This is a genomic window from Brevibacillus sp. YAE8, assembly GCF_057543335.1.
Genome location: NZ_BAAIYG010000001.1, coordinates 179,650 through 198,437 on the forward strand (window position 1 = coordinate 179,650; position 18,788 = coordinate 198,437).

The 18,788-nt window shown below is 57.0% G+C and carries 4 protein-coding genes; all 4 read right to left on the reverse strand.

Translation table 11 applies throughout. The annotated features are described in order from the left end of the window. Nucleotides 1-3 precede the first annotated feature (3 nt). Genes AC27IT_RS00595 through fabD form a run of 4 tightly spaced genes read right to left on the reverse strand, consistent with a single transcriptional unit; the run spans nt 4 to nt 18,727 of the window. Complete coding sequence (locus tag AC27IT_RS00595) at nt 4-7,980, reverse strand: amino acid adenylation domain-containing protein (RefSeq protein WP_487091447.1); 7,977 nt, start codon at nt 7,978-7,980, stop codon at nt 4-6. Continuing rightward, nucleotides 7,973-12,769, reverse strand: a complete 4,797-nt coding sequence (locus tag AC27IT_RS00600) for an SDR family NAD(P)-dependent oxidoreductase (RefSeq protein WP_487091449.1) — start codon at nt 12,767-12,769, stop codon at nt 7,973-7,975. The genes AC27IT_RS00595 and AC27IT_RS00600 overlap by 8 nt, the downstream gene beginning before the upstream one ends. Then, a complete protein-coding gene (locus AC27IT_RS00605; protein WP_487091451.1) occupies nt 12,766-17,460 on the reverse strand; it encodes a type I polyketide synthase in 4,695 nt (1,564 codons plus the stop codon). The genes AC27IT_RS00600 and AC27IT_RS00605 overlap by 4 nt, the downstream gene beginning before the upstream one ends. After that, the gene (fabD, locus tag AC27IT_RS00610; protein ID WP_487091453.1) at nt 17,450-18,727 is read right to left on the reverse strand and encodes an ACP S-malonyltransferase; all 1,278 of its coding nucleotides are present in this window, start codon (nt 18,725-18,727) and stop codon (nt 17,450-17,452) included. The genes AC27IT_RS00605 and fabD overlap by 11 nt, the downstream gene beginning before the upstream one ends. Nucleotides 18,728-18,788: the final 61 nt, after the last annotated feature.

Sequence of the window (18,788 nt, forward strand, 5' to 3'; positions counted from 1 at the left end):
GCGTTACTCTCCTAATTTTTTCAGGATGTCTTCCACCGACGCCTCTCCCTCGCTAAATTCGTCCAATAGCTGCAAAATGTCGCCGATTTCATTGTCGTTTGGCTGCCCTTCCGCTTTCGCGCCCGACCGTCCTCGGTTTGGCTGGCTTCTCTCGATATGCTGGGCCATGGCACTGATCGTTTTGCATTCGAACAAATCCATCACTTTGATTTTTTGCGGGTATTTCTCTTCGATTCGGGCTTGCATGCGGACGATCAGGTGCGAGTTTCCGCCGAGATCGAAAAAGTTTTGCCTCGTCCCGACCTGTTCCACACCGAGCAGCTCGCGCCACAACTGAACCAGGAACGTTTCCACTTCGCTTCCGGGGGCTTGCAGCTCGCCTTGCTCTGTGGATTCAGCCGGGAGCGACATCGCTTGCAGCGCTTTGCGATCCAGTTTTTGGTTGGAGGTGACAGGCATCGCCTCCAGGCGCACAAACCGGGCCGGGATCATGTAAGCAGGCAACGCTTTGCGCAGCGATTCCTGCAATTCCGAAGCGGCAATGTCGCAGGTCGACGTATAGTAGCAGGTCAATTTGTTCGATTCGCCTTCCTTGACCGCGACGACGCCAACTGACGTGACGCCCGGGACGCTTGCGAGTTTGTGTTCGATTTCCCCTGTTTCGATCCGGTAGCCTCTGACTTTGACCATGCCGTCGTTGCGCGAAATATATTCAAGCTGTCCATCGGTCCCGTATTTGCCCAAGTCTCCGGTATGGTAGACGATCCGATCGGTAAACGGGTGCAGGCGATACACTTGCTCGGTCTTCGTTTTGTCACGGAAGTAGCCGGGGGTGACGCCAGGGCCGCTAATGCAAATTTCGCCGGGCACGCCGGGGCCGCACAAGTTTCCGTCTTTGTCCAAAATGTAGACCTGGTTATGTCCGAGCGGACGGCCGAGCGGAACGACCGCTTTGCCTGCAAGCTCCCTGTTCACTTCGCAACACGTAGCCCAGATCGTCGCTTCTGTCGGTCCGTACAAGTTGTACAGCTTGGCGTCAGGGAAATAGCGGGCAATCTCGCTGGCTAAGGCAGGGCCCCACGCTTCGCCGCCAACGAGGACGGTTTCGAACTGGCGCAAGCACGCCAACCGCTGTTCGTCCTGCTGAGCAAGGCCAAGGATGAATTGGCTTATTAAAGTCGGGACGGAATGCCACACGTCGACCGGATGTTCCTCCAGATAGGCAAACAGCAAAGCAGGGTCGCGCAGCCGCTCCGACGGCATGATATGCAAGGTAGCTCCACTCGTCAGGCAGCCAAAAATTTCAAACACAGAAATGTCAAAGCTGATCGAAGTGACCAGCATCATGCTGCGCCCAGGTCGCAGTTGAAATTGCTGCTGACTCCACAAAAGGTAGTGCAGCGCGTTTTGCTGGGTCACCATGACGCCTTTTGGCGTGCCAGTCGAGCCGGAAGTGTACATGATGTACATCAGCTCGGATGGCGGCGCTGTCACAGGTGCGGCGGGCTGGTTGCGAATATGCGCGTCCCCGTAATAGCGAAGATGCCCTACCGCTTCTGCCAGGAGCACATCGCCTGATAAATCGACCACCGCTTCCAGATGAGTTCCAGCGATCGTTTCCAGCATCGGAATGACGCTTTGCTCCGACAAAACGGTTTTGATCCGGCTGTGCTGAATCATGTAGGCGATGCGCTCGCTCGGAAAATCGACGTCCAACGGCACATACGGGCGTCCAGCCTTGAGAATGCCCAAAAGCGCGACGATCATTTCGATACCGCGCGGCAAATAGACGCCGATCGGCTCCTGCGATTCCTCGGCGCTCGTTTTCAGCAGGAAGGCGGCCAACTTGTTGGAGCGCTCATCCAGTTGCTGGTAGGTCAAGCGCATTCCCTCGAAAACGACGGCGGTCTGTGCGGGCTGTTTCTTGGCTTGCGCTGCAAACAGGCGGTGTACCTCGTCGGGAGCGTCCAGCGCAACAGGCGTCGGATTTTGCCCGAGCACCTCTGCCTTTTGCTCGGCATCCAGCAGCTCATAGCGCCCAAGCATTTGCGCCGGATGGTCGATCACCTGGTCGAGCAAAAACGAAAAATAGTCGGCGTATTTCCGGATGGTCGCCTCGGCAAACAGCGTCGTTTTGTACTCCATTCGCACTTCCATTTGCTCCTGCTCCATTTTGCAAATGCAGCTCAGGTCGTAGAGACTGATCCGGTCGTTATCTTGCGGGACGTTGTCGTATAGCTGAAAAATCGTGGAGAAGAGCGGCGTCCGGCTCTGGTCCCTCTCCGGGTTCAGCTTTTCCACGAGCGTGTTGAACGGATAGCGCCCGTTGGCATAGGCTCGGACGCATTTTTGCTTGACCGCCTCCAACACTTCGTCAAAGCGGGAAAGTCCGCGAAAATCGAGGCGGATGCAAACCATGTTCATGAACAGGCCGATGACATTTTCCCACTCTTGCCGCTCCCTGCCGGACACCGGAAATCCGACGATGATGTCCTCCTCCTGGCTGATTTTGTGCAGGAAAAGAAAATAGACGGCCAAAACCGTCATGTAAAGAGTCGTGGAGCGATTTCTCGCCAGCAGGCGCAACTGTTCGGTTTTTTCTTTGGACACCGTGAATTTGATGTAGCTGCCGTCGTAGACGAGAGAGGGCGGCCGCTCAAAATCGGTCGGCAAATTCAGCACTGGCAGCGGTTTGATGAGCTCGCTTGTCCAGTACCGTTCCATGTGCCGGAACTCTTCCGACGCGAGCCACTTTTTCTCCTGCTCGACCCAATCGCTGTAGGGCAACGTCACGGCTGGCAACTGGACGGGCTGCTTCGAGCGGATGCGCTCATACAGCGCCATCAGCTCCCGGAAAAACAGCCCGACGCTCCAGCCGTCCGAAATGATGTGATGCATGTTGACGTAAAGGCGATGCTCATTAGCAGCCAGACGATGCAGCTCCATGCGGAACAGCGGCTGCGCAAAATCAAACGGAGTCGCATTTTGCTCCTCCAGTCGTCGGGCCGACATTTCTGCGCCGGACGGTTCATGGCTGTAGTCGCGAAACTGGATGACGTTTTGCCAATCCGGCAAAATGAACTGCTTCGGTACGCCAGCGACAGTTTGGACGACGGTGCGCAACGAGGCGTGGCGCCGGGTCAGCATGTCCAGGCTTTGCTGCAGCACGTCCAGATCAATGGCGAGCTGCAATTGCTTGACGACAGGCAAATGATAGGCTGTCGTCTGCGGATCGTAGTTTTGCAAAAACCAGATCCGGTATTGCGCCTTGGACAGATCGTGCCCGTCATGTGGCTCGGCTGTCGCTTCCTGCCTTGCGGGTTGCGCAGGCAGCACGTTTGCGTCCAAATAAGTCGCCAGCTCGGGGATGGTCGGAAATTCAAAGATTTCCGCAATCGTGATCGGCTTGTTCAGGTGCGTGTTCAGCACATTCGCCATTTGCGTCGCGATAATCGAGTCGCCGCCGACTTCGTAGAAGCTTTTTTGCAGGTCGATCTCGGAGAGGCCAAACGTTTTTGCCCACACCTGCGCCAGTTGTTTTTCGGTAGCGGTCAGCTCGTCGTGCGGTTTGCCGCCAATCGGCACGTCGAGAGGGAAAGCTTCACCAGGTGCGGCCGCTGCGGCTCGCTCCGCGACGTTTCCGCGCAGACCAGCGACTAGCTGCAACGGGAAGCGCTTGTCCGGCGAGGCGTGGAGCTGCTCGAAGCGTACATCTGCCACGACTACGCGCGGAACGTCTGGCAGACTGGCAAATGCCTGGACGGCCTGCGCCGTTTTCAGTGGCTTGAACAGAGCGTTGCCGTTTGTCACGCCATAGTCGGCCGCCATCCCTGTTTCTGCCCACGCGGTCCAGTTGATCGTCGTAGCGCGAATCCCTTGCTGACGCAAGTAAGAGGCAAAGCCGTCGAGGTAGCCGTTCGCCGCCACATAATCGCCCTGCCCCGGACTGCCCTCGACCGTTGCGATCGAGGAAAACAGCACGAAAAAGTCGGGGCGTTCTTCCAGCAAGCTGTACAGCAAGTAGCTGCCTTCGATTTTTGGTTTGGTCACCTGCGCGAACTCTGCCCATGTTTTGGTGAATAGGAATCCGCTGCCCGCCACGCCTGCCGCGTGAATGACCCCTTTGATCGGGCCGCACGCCTCGCGAAGCTGCTGCAACGTGGCCGCCAACTGCTGCTCGTCGGTGATATCGCACGCGCAGACGGTGACGCTGCTGCCCGACCGTTCGATTTCTTCCACACTGTCGATGATGCGGCGCGTTTTGCTGTCTGCTTCTGTTTCGCGCCGTTTGATTGCCGCCCAGTCTTCACGCGGCGGAAGTGTGCTGCGGCTTAGCAGGCCAAGGCGAACTTTTTTGCGGGAGGCCAGATGTTTGGCGATTTCCAGCCCGATTCCGCCCGTGCCTCCGGTAATCAGATACAGCCCGTCCTCTTGCAGCTCCAGCGGCTGTACAGACTCAGACTCTTCTACCGGGCAGCGGGCAAATTCTTCGACATACCGCTCCTGACCGCGGTAGGCGACCTGATACGCGTCGGTTGCACCGTAGATTTCCGCGAAAAGGCTGCCGCCGTCCGTCGCTTCGTCGAGATCAATACTTCGGCATTTCAGATGGGGATACTCCGCGTTGATTCCTTTTCCTAACTGGAACAACGCCGTGTAGCACGGCTCCAGCTCTGGTTCGCTGCCTGTCACTTCCCAGCCATTCCGGCCCAGTATGACCAGCTCGATCTCCTGCCTGTACTTGGCTTGTACCAGCGATTTCACCAGCGAAAACAGGCTACGGACGGTGCGGGCTTGCGTTGCTTGCAAGCGGCCGAGGCTGGGGGCGGCATGCTGTTCATCCAGCGCATACGCATGGACAATCCGGCTGATACCTCGCCCTTGCAGGTCGGCGAAAAGCTGTTCATAATCCGCTTCCGCGTGTCCGACTACGTACTTCGTTTCCCGCTCTTTTCGATAGCCGTCACCGTAAGCGACCTGAATCAGCTCGACGCCGCGCGCTTCCCATTGCTGAATCAGCTCCCGCACCGTTCCGCTTCCACTTCCGCTGTCGCTGCCGCCAAACAACAGCACGCTGCCTGCGTCGACCTCTCCACGCTGTTCCAACGGAGCTTTTACCCAGCGAATCTGGTAAAACAAATCGTGCGCGACCATCGCCAGAGAGACGCGCTTCAACGTGTAGTTCTCGACTTCGGCAAACACGTTCCCTTGCTCGTCGATCAGGCTGATATCGTAGGAAACCGTCTCCCGGCTGTCGCCGCGCGCTTCCCTTTTCCGCACATAGCTGTAAAAGGAGGCAGGCATGTCGTTGTACAGATGGAGCGTCTGGTAATAAAACGGGAAGTAATAAGCTTCGTGCTGCTCTGCCGACTGTTTCAGCAAATGCCAGAAGCTCAATGCCGTATCGAGCGACGCCGGATGGAGCGAATACGTGCCCTGTTCCCGCTCATCGGCCAGTTGGATATGCAGCAGGGCAGCCCGGTCGTTTTCATAAAATCGGTTGATGCCTTTCCATCTCGGGCCGTATTCAATCAAGCCTGAGTAGAGCGGCGCAAACTTGCCCGCGTCCTGTTCCGCCATCTCGCGGATGAGCGGCGCTAGCGGCAGCGTCTTGCTTGTGCGCGGCGCAAGCGGGCGAACCTCCCCGTTTGCATGGGTGATCCAGCTTTCTTCCGAGTCGCTTTCGTTTCGGCTGGCAATCGTAAAGCGGACGTGTCCGCGTTCTTCCTGAATGATCGTATGGACGATTCTCGTTTCGTCCGGGGCACAAGACAGCATGTGGGACAACGTGACGTTTTGGATGACGACGCCTGTTTGCGCGAAAAAGGCTTCGCTCGCTGATCTGGCTATCTCCAAATAGGCGGCTCCCGGCAAGACACCGTTGCCGAAGATGCGGTGTTCTTGCAGCATCCACAGCTCGCGCACGGCTACCTTGGCTGCGTACACGCGCATGCCGGAAGTAGACAGGACGCACTCTCCCGGCAACTGCTGCCCGTTTGCCGCCTTGTCTGCTGCTCTTTCCTCCGTCGGCGTCGGCCAATGCCTCACTCTGCTGAACGGGTAGACGGGCAGCTCGACCGTTTGCACGGCCTGTCCTTCGTATAGCTTTTTCCATTGCAAACGCGCTCCCTGTACATACCATGTCGCCAATTCACGGAGAGAGTCGGCACTGGCTACCGAACCTGTTTCGGCCCAGGCTAAAAGCAGTTGGTTGGCTTTTTCATGAAGCGCCCGACTGTCTTTGTCCGCTTGGTCTGGATGCAGCAGATGATTTTTCGCTTTCCAGCCGCTGGCAGACTGCCCGTAATAGCCAAGCGTCGCAGGCAACTGGTCCCAATCAAGCGGCAGAATCGCAGCGATTTTTTGCAACAGCTCACTCGTGCTCCGGGCGATAATCGCCAAGCGATGGGAAAAATGCCCCCGTCCAACTTGTGCCGTATAGACGAGATCGCGGAAGCTCGCCTGCTGATTCGCCTGCAAAAACTGGCAGTATCGCTGCAGCAAATCCACCAAATTCGCGCGGCTTTTGGCAGATACCGTAAACAGGTGCGGCGCCTCATGCTCGCTCTTCGCCGTCTCCTGCTCGCTCCATTCCTCGAGCAGCACATGGCAGTTCATGCCGCTAAAGCCAAACGAGCTGATGCCCGCCCGGCGCGACCCGCCGCCTGTCTCCCAGGCCAATGGCCGATCGACCACGTAAAACGGCGAATCGGAAAAAGGAATGTACGGATTCGGCTCGGCAAAATTGATCGTGGGAACCAGTTGTTTATGCTTCAGCGACAAGACGACTTTCAGCAGCGATGCCATCCCCGAAGCTCCTACGAGATGGCCGATGTTCGATTTGACGGAGCCGATCCCGCAAAACTGTTTTTTGCGCGTGTAGGGCTGAAAAGCTTGCTTCATCGCCTTTACTTCGATGGGATCGCCAATGACGGTTCCGGTCCCGTGCGTTTCGATGTAAGAAATCGTTTCCGGGTGAATCCCTGCCTTTGTCCACACGTCTGTCAAAAGCTGCTCCTGGGCTTGCGGGTTGGGCGCGGTGATGTAGTTGGAAGCTCCGTCGCTGTTCACGCCACTCGCTTTGATGACGGCGTAAATCCGGTCTTTGTCCCGAAGCGCATCCTGCAACGGCTTCAGCAGCACGACCGACAGCCCTTCTCCCCAGGTCGTACCGTTGGCCTGGCTGTCGAACGGCCTGACGATGCCGTCGTTGTTTTCCACGATTTTGAACGACGAATTGGCCATCGGCAGCAGGTTCAGGCTGATGCCTCCGGCGATCGCCAAGCGGCATTCTCGTTTCCTGAGCGACTCGCATGCGTGATGCACCGCCACCAAGCCGGATGAGCACGCGGTGTCGATCACCATATTCGGCCCGGTCAGGTTAAAGAAAAAGGCAATTCGGCCCGAGAGGAAGCTGGGCAGATTGCCAGTCATGGCGAGTTCGTTGGAAGCGTCAATAAATTGCTGGTAAAGGCCGGAAGAATGGTGGTCTCTGCCGATGAAGACGCCTGTGTCGGTACCCTCGATTTTTTCGCCCATGTATCCCGCGTGTTCCATCGCTTCTGCCGTGACTTCCAGGAGCAAACGCTGGTGCGGGTCCATGAACGCGGCTTCCTTGGGCGAGATGCGGAAATAGTCGGCGTCGAAGCGGTCTACCTCGTCCAGATAGCTGCCTTTGGCATACTGCGGCTCTCCCCAAAGCTTTCGCAGCAATGGATCGGTATCCATGCGCCGCTTGAGCGGGAAGTCGGTGATGCCGTTTCTGCCGTTTTGCAAATTCGCCCAGTATTGCTCGAGATTGTCTGCAAAAGGAAGCCGGCAAGCCATCCCGATGATCGCGATATCCGCAACGGCGTTTTTTTCCGGCTTCGGCTCTGCTGCATTCACTTGATGCAGCAGCTTGCGGGCAAGCTCTTTGTCCAGGCGATTCTCTTTTACGCTTTCCAGGATGAGCGCATTGATTTGGTCGATGTTATTCATCTGTTCGATTCCTCCGCTGCGACAAAAGGTCCACCATCTCTTCTACCGACTGCTCCCCGGAAGAAAGGTTGTCCAAAATGGATTGTAGCTGTTGGTCAAACGAATCGAAGGAGTCCTGTTTTTCCGCTTCCTCTTGCCTGTTCGGCGCGTGGCTTCGGCCCTGTCTGATGTAGTCAGCCAGTTCCGCCACAGACGAATACGTGAACAGATCGGGCAAGTCGAGTGCGCCCGGAAACTCGCTTTCCAGCTTTTTCAGCAGTTGGGTCGCGATCAGCGAATCGCCTCCGAGAGCGAGAAAGCTGTCGTAGACGTTGACGGTCGACAAGTGCAGCGTATCCGCCCAAATGCGGGCAATCGTTTGCTCGATGTCGTCATACGTTTCTGCTTTCCGGCCCGTAAGCGCAAACGCACGCTGCGCACTGGCAGCAGCAGACGGGGCTTTCGAGTAGCTCTTGTTTTTGTCTGCCAGTCCGCTCTCTACCTTCATAAAAAGGTCTTCGCCTTTGCTTTGCAACCATTCTGTGTTGAGAGCAGCGATCACCACTTGCTTGCGATCCATCGCCAGCGCCTGCTCCAAGGCAGCGGTTGCTTTATTCGTTTTCAACGGCTTGAACAGAGCGTTGCTGGTTGTCACGCCGTAGTCGGCTGCCATCCCGGTTTCTTCCCAGGCAGCCCAGTTGATCGTCGTAGCGCGAATCCCTTGCTGGCGCAAGTAAGAAGCAAAGCCGTCGAGGTAGCCGTTCGCCGCCACGTAATCGCCCTGCCCCGGACTGCCCTCGACCGTTGCCACCGAGGAAAACAGCGCGAAAAAGTCGGGGTGTTCCTCCAGCAAGCTGTACAGCAAGTAGCTGCCTTCGATTTTTGGCTTGGTTACCTGCGCGAACTCTGCCCATGTTTTGGTGAATAAGAATCCGCTGCCCGCCACGCCTGCCGCGTGAATGACCCCTTTGATCGGGCCGCACGCCTGGCGAAGCTGCTGCAACGTAGCCGCCAACTGTTGCTCGTCGGTGATATCGCACGCGCAGACGGTGACGCTGCTGCCCGACCGTTCGATTTCTTCCACACTGTCGATGATGCGGCGCGTTTTGCTGTCTGCTTCTTGTTCGCGCTGTTTGATTGCCGCCCAGTCTTCACGCGGTGGAAGGATGCTGCGGCTAAGCAAGCCAAGGCGAATTTTTTTGCGGGTGGCCAGATGTTTGGCGATTTCCAGCCCGATTCCGCCCGTGCCTCCGGTAATGAGATACAGCCCGTCCTCTTGCAACTCCAGCGGCTGTACAGACTCTTCTGCCGGACAGCGGGCAAATTCCTGAACGTACCGCTCCTGACCGCGGTAGGCGACCTGGTAGGCGGCGGTTGCACCGTAGATTTCCGCGAAAAGGCTGCCGCCGTCCGTCGCTTCGTCGAGATCAATACTTCGGCATTTCAGATGGGGATACTCTGCGTTGATTCCTTTTCCTAACTGGAACAACGCCGTGTAGCACGGCTCCAGCTCTGGTTCGCTGCCTGTCACTTCCCAGCCATTCCGGCCCAGTATGACCAGCTCGATCTCCTGTCTGTACTTGGCTTGCACCAGCGATTTCACCAGCGAAAACAGGCTGCGGACGGTGCGGGCTTGCGTTGCTTGCAAGCGGGAGGGGCTGGGAGCGGCACGCTGTTCATCCAGCGCATACGCATGGACAATCCGGCTGATGCCTCGCCCTTGCAAGTCGGCGAAAAGCTGTTCATAATCCGCTTCCGCGTGTCCTACCACGTACTTCGTTTCCCGTTCTTTGCGGTAGCCGTCACCGTAAGCGACCTGAATCAGCTCGACGCCGCGCGCTTCCCATTGTTGAATCAGCTCCCGCAGCGTTCCGCTTCCACTCTCGCTTCCACTTCCGCTGTCGCTTCCGCCAAACAACAGCACACTGCCTGCGCCGACCTCTCCACGCTGTTCCAACGGAGCTTTTATCCAGCGAATCTGGTAAAACAAATCGTGCGCGACCATCGCCAGAGAGACGCGCTTCAACATGTAGTTCTCGACTTCGGCAAACACGTTCCCTTGCTCGTCGATCAGGCTGATATCGTAGGAAACCGTCTCCCGGCTGTCGCCGCGCGCTTCTCTTTGCCGCAAATAGCTGTAAAAAGAAGCAGGCATGTTGCTGTAAAAGCTCATCCGCTTGAAGGAAAAAGGCAGGTACAGGTCTGATAGAACAAACATCGTCACGGCATTCACCCCTGTGTCGAGCAAGGCCGGATGAAAGTCGTACCAGGCAAAATCATTCCGGTAGGCTTCTGGCAACTGCACGTGGACCAGCACGCGATCTTCGCTTTTCGCCAAAGCCCGAATGTTGTGCCAGCGCGGACCGAATCTCGTCCGCCCGCGAATCGTGGCAAAATTCGCTTCCACCTGCTCCCAGCGACCGTCCGCTTTGATGCGCTGAATGTCCAGCCACGCCGCCTCAGCAGTCGCGACCGGAACGATTTTTCCTTCGACATGCAGTTGCCACTCCTGCCCCTTGGCACCGTCGCGAGCGGGATTGCGGCTGGCAATGCGCAGTTGGAGTCGGTCCTCCTCGCTGTCCACGATCGTATGGACACTCCGCTCTTCCCCCTCGGGGACGGCCAGCGGACTGATAAAGCGAAAATCGCGCAAGGCAAATGCGGCGTTTCCATAGTGCTGGCTTCCGGCTTTTCGCGCCCATTCCATCAGCGCGGCGGCCGGGACGAGCGGAAACCCCATCATCAGATGCTCCTGCAACATCCACTGCCTCTCCACGCGCAAAGGAAGCTCATAGACGCTCTGCCGGTACGACTCAAACGCTTTTCGTCCCGGAATGACTTCCTGCTGCAACGCCGCCTGTCCGCCATCCCATTGCGGCCAAAACGAAGTCTTTTGAAACGGATAAACAGGCAACGGCAGACGACGGTATTCCCCTGTTCTGTACAAGTGCCGCCAGTCTACTTCGGCCCCCTGGACGTACAGCTTGCAAACCTCAGCGATTCCGTAATAATCGTCGACGGAGACGCGCTTGAGCAGTTCTTGCGCTTTTTCCAGCAAGTGCTGCAAGCCGGACTCGGTAATCTCCCCGGCCGCTTTATCCCGCTTGCTCTCGGGAACGACTTTGAAGGCGTGGCAAAACATTCCGTCTTGCTCCTGCCCGCATGGCAGCCCCTCCGCAATGACCCGGTTCAGCTTTTCTTTCAACTCGTGCATGCTGTGCACCACAAGGGCAAGACGGCACGAATAATGCCCGCGTCCCATCGTCGAAGTAAAGCAAAGCGCTTCCAGCGACACACGCTCCTGATGGTTGACAAAATCGCGATAGCGCGCGACCAGTTCGCGCAGCGTCTCTTGATCTTTCGCCGAAGCTGTAAAAACATGGAAGGGATACGCCGTAACCGCCCCGGGCTGTTCCTCTGGCGCTTCCTCCAGGACGAGGTGGCAATTGGTACCGCTAAAGCCAAAAGAACTGACGCCCGCCCGTCGCGGGGGACCCTCCCGATCCCGCGGCCAATCCTGTACCCTGTCGACCATATAGAGCGGCGAACCCGCAAAGTCGATAAACGGATTCGGATCGTCAAAATGGAGCGTGCTGACGAGTTTTTTATGCTTGAGCGACAAAATGACCTTGAAGACAGAGGCGATTCCGGACGCGGCTGCGAGATGGCCGATATTGGATTTCACGGAGCCGATCCCGCAAAACTGTTTTCGTGACGTATATTTTTTAAAGGCATGACCAAGCGACTGGACTTCAATCGGGTCGCCCAAAACCGTTCCTGTCCCGTGCGCCTCAATGAAACCGATCGTCTCGGGTGCAATCTCGGCATTCATCCAGGCTTTGGTGAACACCTCTTCCTGGGCGATGGCGTTCGGCGCGGTGAGCCCGTTCGATTTCCCGTCGTTATTGGCCGCGCTTCCTTTGATAACGGCATGAATGTGATCGCGATCCTGAATCGCTTTCTCCAAAGGCTTCAGTAGCAACGCCCCGATCCCTTCGCCCCACAGCGTTCCATCCGCGTGCTTGTCAAAAGGCTTGACCAGGTGCAGCTTGGATTCCACCAGCCCAAAGGCAGGATTTTTCACCGGGAAAAAAATCAGGCACACCCCGCCGGCGATCGCCATGTCGCACTCGTTGTTGCGGATCGCCTGGCAAGCGTTGTGGATCGCGAGCAGCCCCGACGAGCAGGCAGAATCCACAACTACGCTCGGCCCTTTCAGATCGAGAAAATAGGAGACTCTGCTCGCCAAAATGCCTGTGTACGAGCCGGTCAGCGCCAGCTCGTCCGTTTGATCCAGCAGATGCGTGTACATGTTCCCGACAGTGTGATCTCTGCCGATGAAAACGCCCGTTTTCGACGAGACGATCCGGTTGCCTCCGTATCCGGCATCTTCCACCGTTTCCATCACCGTAGCCAAAAGCAGGCGCTGCATCGGGTCCATCATGACGGCTTCCTTGTTGGAGATTTTGAAATACTCCGCGTCAAAATCGTCAATCCGCTCCAAATAGCCGCCTTTTTCATAGGCGACGTCCATCGGGGCTTGCTGCTGCAGCTTGCGGACAAACCCGGCGACGCCAGCGCGCCTGCTCTCGGGAAACTCCGTGATGCAATCGACTTCGGCAAGCAAATTTTTCCAGTATTCATCGAGGTTGCCCGCGCCAGGAAAGCGGCCGGACATCCCGATAATCGCGATGTCCTTGTGCTTTTTCGCTCCTGCCTGCTTGATTTCTTTTAAAATGACCTTGGACTTCTCGATGCTTAACTTTTGATCTTTTATTTGCTGATAAATGTACGTTCTCGTTTCTTTCATTCTTCTTCTCCCAGCAATCGATCAATCTCTTCCACATCGAGCTCGCCATTGGCCAAGCGCTGCAAGATTTGATCGAGATTTTGCTCCTCATCCGCCTGCTTTACGCTGCCGGATGAAGTCGGCTGCTCTTTTTTCATCCGGGAATGCAAGTAGTCGGCCATCTTGTTAATCGTGGGATAAGTAAAAATATCCGAAATGCCAAGCTGATCGGGGAAGTACTTCTCCAATTCCTGGAGCAAATACACAGCAAAGATCGAATTACCGCCAAGCGACGTAAAATTGTCGTCCATCTGGATCGAATCGGATTCGAGCAGCGCGCTCCACAACTGGCGAAGCAACGCTTTGATGTCTGGCAAGGAAGCGTGCTGCGGATCGCCGTGCAGGACGCCCGAAGCTGTCTGCGCTGGCTGGCGTGCTCCAGATGCAGATGAAGATGCAGGTGCAGCCACCCCGTCCACGTAATCGATCAACAGCCTGTTTCCTTCGTAAAAAAAGTTGCTGCGGCATAGCTTTCTCGTGACTTCCTTGTCGATGTTGCCGATGACGAGCTGTTTCTCGCCCAGGGCAAGCGCGGCGTCAAAAGCAGCGACAGCGACCTGTGTCGGCAGCGGGCGGAAAATCAGCTCTTTCTGGAACGTTCCGTAATCGTAGGCCATGCCGATCTCTGCCCACGGCGCCCAGTTGAGCGTGATGCCGTTTTGCTGCGCGGGCAGGCTGTAGACAAAGCTGTCCAAAAAAGCGTTCGCCGCCACGTAGTCGCCTTGTCCCGGCGTCCCTTCCAATGTGGAGACCGATGAAAAGCAAACGAAAAATTCCAGCGGCTCGGCAATCAACTGCGCCAAATTTACGCTCCCCGCCGTCTTGGCTTGCACGACCTCGCGAAACCGTTCCAGCTCCCGGTTGAACAAAAATTGCTCTCCGGCAACCCCCGCCGCGTGAATCAAGCCGTTGATGCTGCCGTGTGCTGCCCGCACTTCCTCCAGCACGGCCGCGAGCTGCTCCTTGCGCGCGACATCCGCTCTGTAGATGGTGTATGTACTGCCTGCTGCTGTGATCTGCTGCAGCATCCCGATCCTGCGTATGAGTTCGTGCTGCTCGCCTTTTTGCAAAATGGCTGACCATTCGCCCTCAGCCGGAAAGCCCGATCTGCTGATGAGCACCAGATGGATCGGCGCCGTTTCCGCCAGGTGTTTTGCCATCGTCAAGCCGAGACCGCCTGTCCCGCCCGTAATGACATAACAACCCGATTCCGTCAAGCGGAGCGCTTGGCCGCTGGGCAGCGGGCGATCCAGCTCCACCAGTTTTTGCCCGTATCTGCGCCCGTTCCGGTAGGCGGCGATGTAGCCGTCTGGCTGATGTTCCAGTTCCCGCACAATGTCTGCGATCGCCGTATCGGCATCGAGATCGAGACAACGGCAGCGCAGATGGGACCATTCGCTGCTGACCACTTTGCCAAGGTGATAAACAGCATTGTGCAGCGGATGAAGCGCAGGCTCCGCACGCGTGACCGGAAACGCCAGCTTGCCGAGCAGGACAAGCTCAACCGGGTGCCGGACGTTTTGCGCGATCAGGCTTTTTGCCAGATGGAAAAGACTGAACAAGCCTTCGTCCCCTCCCGTGTCTTTCGCGGTGTCGGCCAAGGAAAACGCATGCAAAATGCGCTGGACGCCCCTGTTTTCGATGTCCTTCCATAGCGCGTCAAACGCTTGCGGATCGACCCCAAGCTCGTACTGGTCGCGAGCGAGCTTGGCAAACTGTTTGCCAGGCGTGGCGACAATCGTGGGCATCCCGGTCTTTTTCAACTCCGCAATCAGTTGCTGCGAGACAGGCTCGTGGCCGCCCAAAACAAGCGTAAGCGGCGGCGGTGTGTCCTGCTGCCTGTTTTCTGCGCGCAAAGGTCTGGCTTCCCAGACGATGCGGTGGAACAGCCCTTCAGGAGAAAAGGCGGCGGATGGCCCGGCTTCCAGCGGCACCCTTTTCAGCGTGTAATCTTGTATCTCGGCGAAGACGTCCCCGCTCTCGGTAACGAGCAAAATGTCAAAGGAGATCGCTTCCTGCCTGTCTGCCGTTCCGTTGTCTTTTTTGTGCAGCACGCTGTAAAATTTGCCAGGCATCGCCCCGGAAACGACGAGCTTTTTATAGGCAAAAGGCAAAAACAGCCCGTCGCGAATTTGGCTGATCGGAATATTGACGGCGCAATCCAATAGCGAAGGATGCAGCACATACGCGTGCAGCTCGGACGCAAAGGCGGCAGGCCATTCAAAAAAGGCGACGATTTTGTCCTGCTCCACGTAAATCTCCTGCATGCACTCCCAATGCGGGCCTGTTTGCACAGGGGCATCGGCATCAGGCTTGTAGCCGCTTACCGAATGCCTGTTTGCTCCAGCGAGCAGTTGCGGAAGAGACAGTTGCTTTTGCTGCGGCTGGCCCGGCTGAAGCAGCACTTTGGCGCGGCAGTGAACGACCCAATCGTCCGCATGTTCAGCTTGCGAAGTCACCATGACATCGAGCGACGACTTTTGTTTTTGCAGCACAATGTGGACGCTCTTTGGCTCTGCTTCCTTGACCTCAAGCGGCTGCAAAAACATGACGTTTTCCAGCACAAGCCCGTTCTCTTGAGGCGCGTTTTTGCTCACGATCTCGCTCATCATTTCCAGATAGGCGGTGCCAGGCAGCACAGAGCGCCCGGCGATTTTGTGCTCCGCCAGCAGCCAATGCGTCTCGACGGCAAATCTCGTCTCGTAGATGTCGATGCCGTTGCTGCCGACGAGGTGTTTGTCGACGAGCGGGGCGACCTTTTTTACCGCGTCTTTCGGCTCGATCCAGCAGCGAATGTCCTGGAACGGATACGTAGGCAAGCTGACCAGAGGAGGACGCTGATCGGCGTACAGCTCCTTCCAGGCAACTGCCTCGCCGTGCGCATACTGGCGGGCCAAACGAATCCGCTCCGCCAAGCGCGCGTCCCCCGTTTGATGGACATGGCTTGCTTCATCGTCGGAAGTCCCTGCGTAAAACACCTGCTCCACAGCAAGCTTCTCGACTCCCGACTTGCGAACAGCGTAAAGCTTTGCCAGCAAATCGGCCCGGTCGGAAAACACGATGGCGAGCCGGTGGGCATAGTGATCCCGCCCGACATTCGCTGTGTAGCACAAGCTATTCAGATCGAGCTGTCCGGCCTCGTTGACGGCCTGATAGTACGCGCTGACCAACTGTTCGAGCACAGCGGGGGTTTTCGCTGACAGCGCAAGCAGGTGCCACTGTTCTTCGTCGCGTTTTTGGCCGGAAGTCTCCTGGGCCTGTTCGTATTGCTCCAGGATGAGGTGGCAGTTCGTGCCGCTCAGCCCGAAAGAGTTGATGCCGCATCGTCTGGGGTGCGCACCTGTCGCCCACGGGCGGGCCGCATCGTTCACATAGACAGGCGAGTCGACAAAGTCGATTTCCTTGTTCGGGCTATGGAAGTGCAGCGTTGGCGGCACGATCTCGTGCTGCAAGGCGAGCACGCATTTGAGCAGGCCGGATATTCCGGCAGCATGGTCGAGATGGCCGATGTTGGTTTTGACCGAGCCGATTGCGCAAAACTGCTTTTTGGTGGTGTAGCGGTCAAACGCCCTTCTAATTCCTTCGATCTCGACCGGATCGCCCAGGCGGGTTGCCGTACCGTGGGCTTCGATCAGCGAGACGGTTTCCGGATGAATGCCGGCGTCCTGCCACGCCCGGACAATCAGTTCCTCCTGGGCTTTGGCGTTCGGCGCGGTGATGCCGATGGATTGCCCGTCCTGGTTGACGGCGCTGCCTTTGATTACGGCGTAAATGTGGTCGCCGTCGCGAATCGCCGCTGCCGCGTCTTTCAGCAGGACGACCCCGACACCTTCGCCCAGGCTCGTGCCGTCCGCCGCGCTGTCAAACGTCCGCGCCCGGAAGGTTGGCGACACGATGCCGATTCCGGTATGGGCCTTTTCAAACGGTTGAAACTGGATTTTTACCCCTCCGGCAAACGCCATCTCGCACTCTCCGCGGCGAATCGACTGGCACGCGAGATGCACGGCAACCAGCGAGGACGAGCAGGCAGTGTCGATCAGCATGCTCGGCCCGTGCAGATCGAGCAAATAGGCCAGTCTGGCTGCCATGATCGACTTGATGTTTCCCGTCATCGCCAAGTCTGCCAGCTCTGCGCTTTCTCCGGCGAGAAAATGCTTGTACTCCCCGCCGAAATCACTGCTGTATCCGAAAAAAACGCCAGTCTGGCTGCCGCGCAACCGCGCTTTTCCATACCCTGCGTCTTCCATCGCCTCCACACAGCTTTGCAGCACGAGCCGCTGGTTCGGGTCCATCAGCTTGGCTTCCTTGCGCGAGAGGGAGAAGTATTCGCAATCGAAGCGATCAACCTGGTCCAAATAGCCGCTTTCCGCATAGTCGCGCTGCTCTTGGCGAACGTCTTTTTGCAAAAAGGCTGACAGCAGCGCTTCATAGTCTTGCTTGCGCGCCAACGGGATGCGCCGGATCGAGTCTTTGCCGAGCGCGAGATTGCGCCAAAACTCCCCGACATGGCGCGCATCCGCCAGCTTCCCCGCGATTCCGATGATCGCTACGTCTTTTTTCGGAGCTTGCGCCCGCCCCAAGTCCTGCCATGTACCTGCGCTCGCTTCCTCCAGGTCGAGCTGGATATCCTCGAACAGCGGCTTACTTTTCATTGACAGCTTCCTTTTCGGCAAACATGACCGGGACGAACTCATCGAACAAATGGCGCTTCTTCGTCTCGTCGAAAATTTGCGTGAAACGCTCGCGCTGCTCTTCCAGCGGCACTTTTTTCGTCACAAACACGGAGCGGAGCATTTCGATCGCCTGCCTGATTTCCTCGATCGACTCTTCGCGGCCTTCTTCCTCCAGCTTGTTGCCCAACGCCTGTATTTTTCTGTACGGCTCAATGACGCCTTTTTGGTACTCCTCTTCATTCCAGTTCTGGTTTCGCGTGCATACGGCGATCGCCAGGGAACGGGAGATGACAGACGGACGCTTTTCCGCGATTTGCTCGTCGATTGCCGCCGTGATTTCCTCGTAGTTTTCTTCATACGAATAGGCGCGCACATGGGAAAAGTCGCGCTTGAGCAAATTGGTCAAGGCGGATTTCGGGCCAAGCTCGATGAAGGTGTTCACGCCTTGGCGCAGCATGTACTCAATGGTTTCTTTCCATCTGACGGCGCTAATCATTTGTACACTCAGCCGCTCTTGAATTTCTGCCGGATGGTAGTACGGCTTTGCGTCTACGTTGGAGATGACCGGCCATTTGAGCGCGGACATCGGCGTCTGGGCGATGGCCCGCTGGAACATTTGATTGCTGAACTCCAGATACGGGGTGTGAAAAGGCGCCGAGACTTGCAGCGGAATCGTAATCGCTCCGATTTTCGCCAAATTTTCCATGGCGACTTTAATCAACGACTTGGCGCCGGAAATGACGACCTGATTGGATGAGTTGTAATTAGCCACGACAATTTGATCCTCGCCGTTCGAGACGCGCGCGCATTCCTCTTCGACCAAAAGCGGATGCAAGCCGTTGATGGCAGCCATCCCGCCAAAGCCGTCTGCGGTCGCTTGCTGCATGATCGTCGCCCTTTCCATGACCAGCCGCAGCGCGTCCTCATAGCGGAAAACGTCGGCGCATGTTAACGCCGTAAACTCGCCCAGGCTATGTCCGGCCATGAACGAAGGGAAAAATTTCTTTTCCTTCCAGATTGATTGGAAAATGGCATAGCTGTAGGCAAAAATCGCAGGCTGTGCGTGCTCTGTCCGCGTCAATTGCTCCAGGTTGCCCCCGTTGATGATCGCGAGCAAATCGTAGCCGAGAATTTCGTTCGTCCGCTGAAAAATGTCCCGGGCCTCGGGAGAGCTTTCCAGCAGCGCTTTCCCCATCAAATTGTACTGGCTTCCCTGACCTGGAAATAGCAAGGCGATTTTAATCATGACTGTATCCTCCCTTTATTGGTTAGCTTGGGACTGGACGCGCTTTTGTGTGAGCACGCCC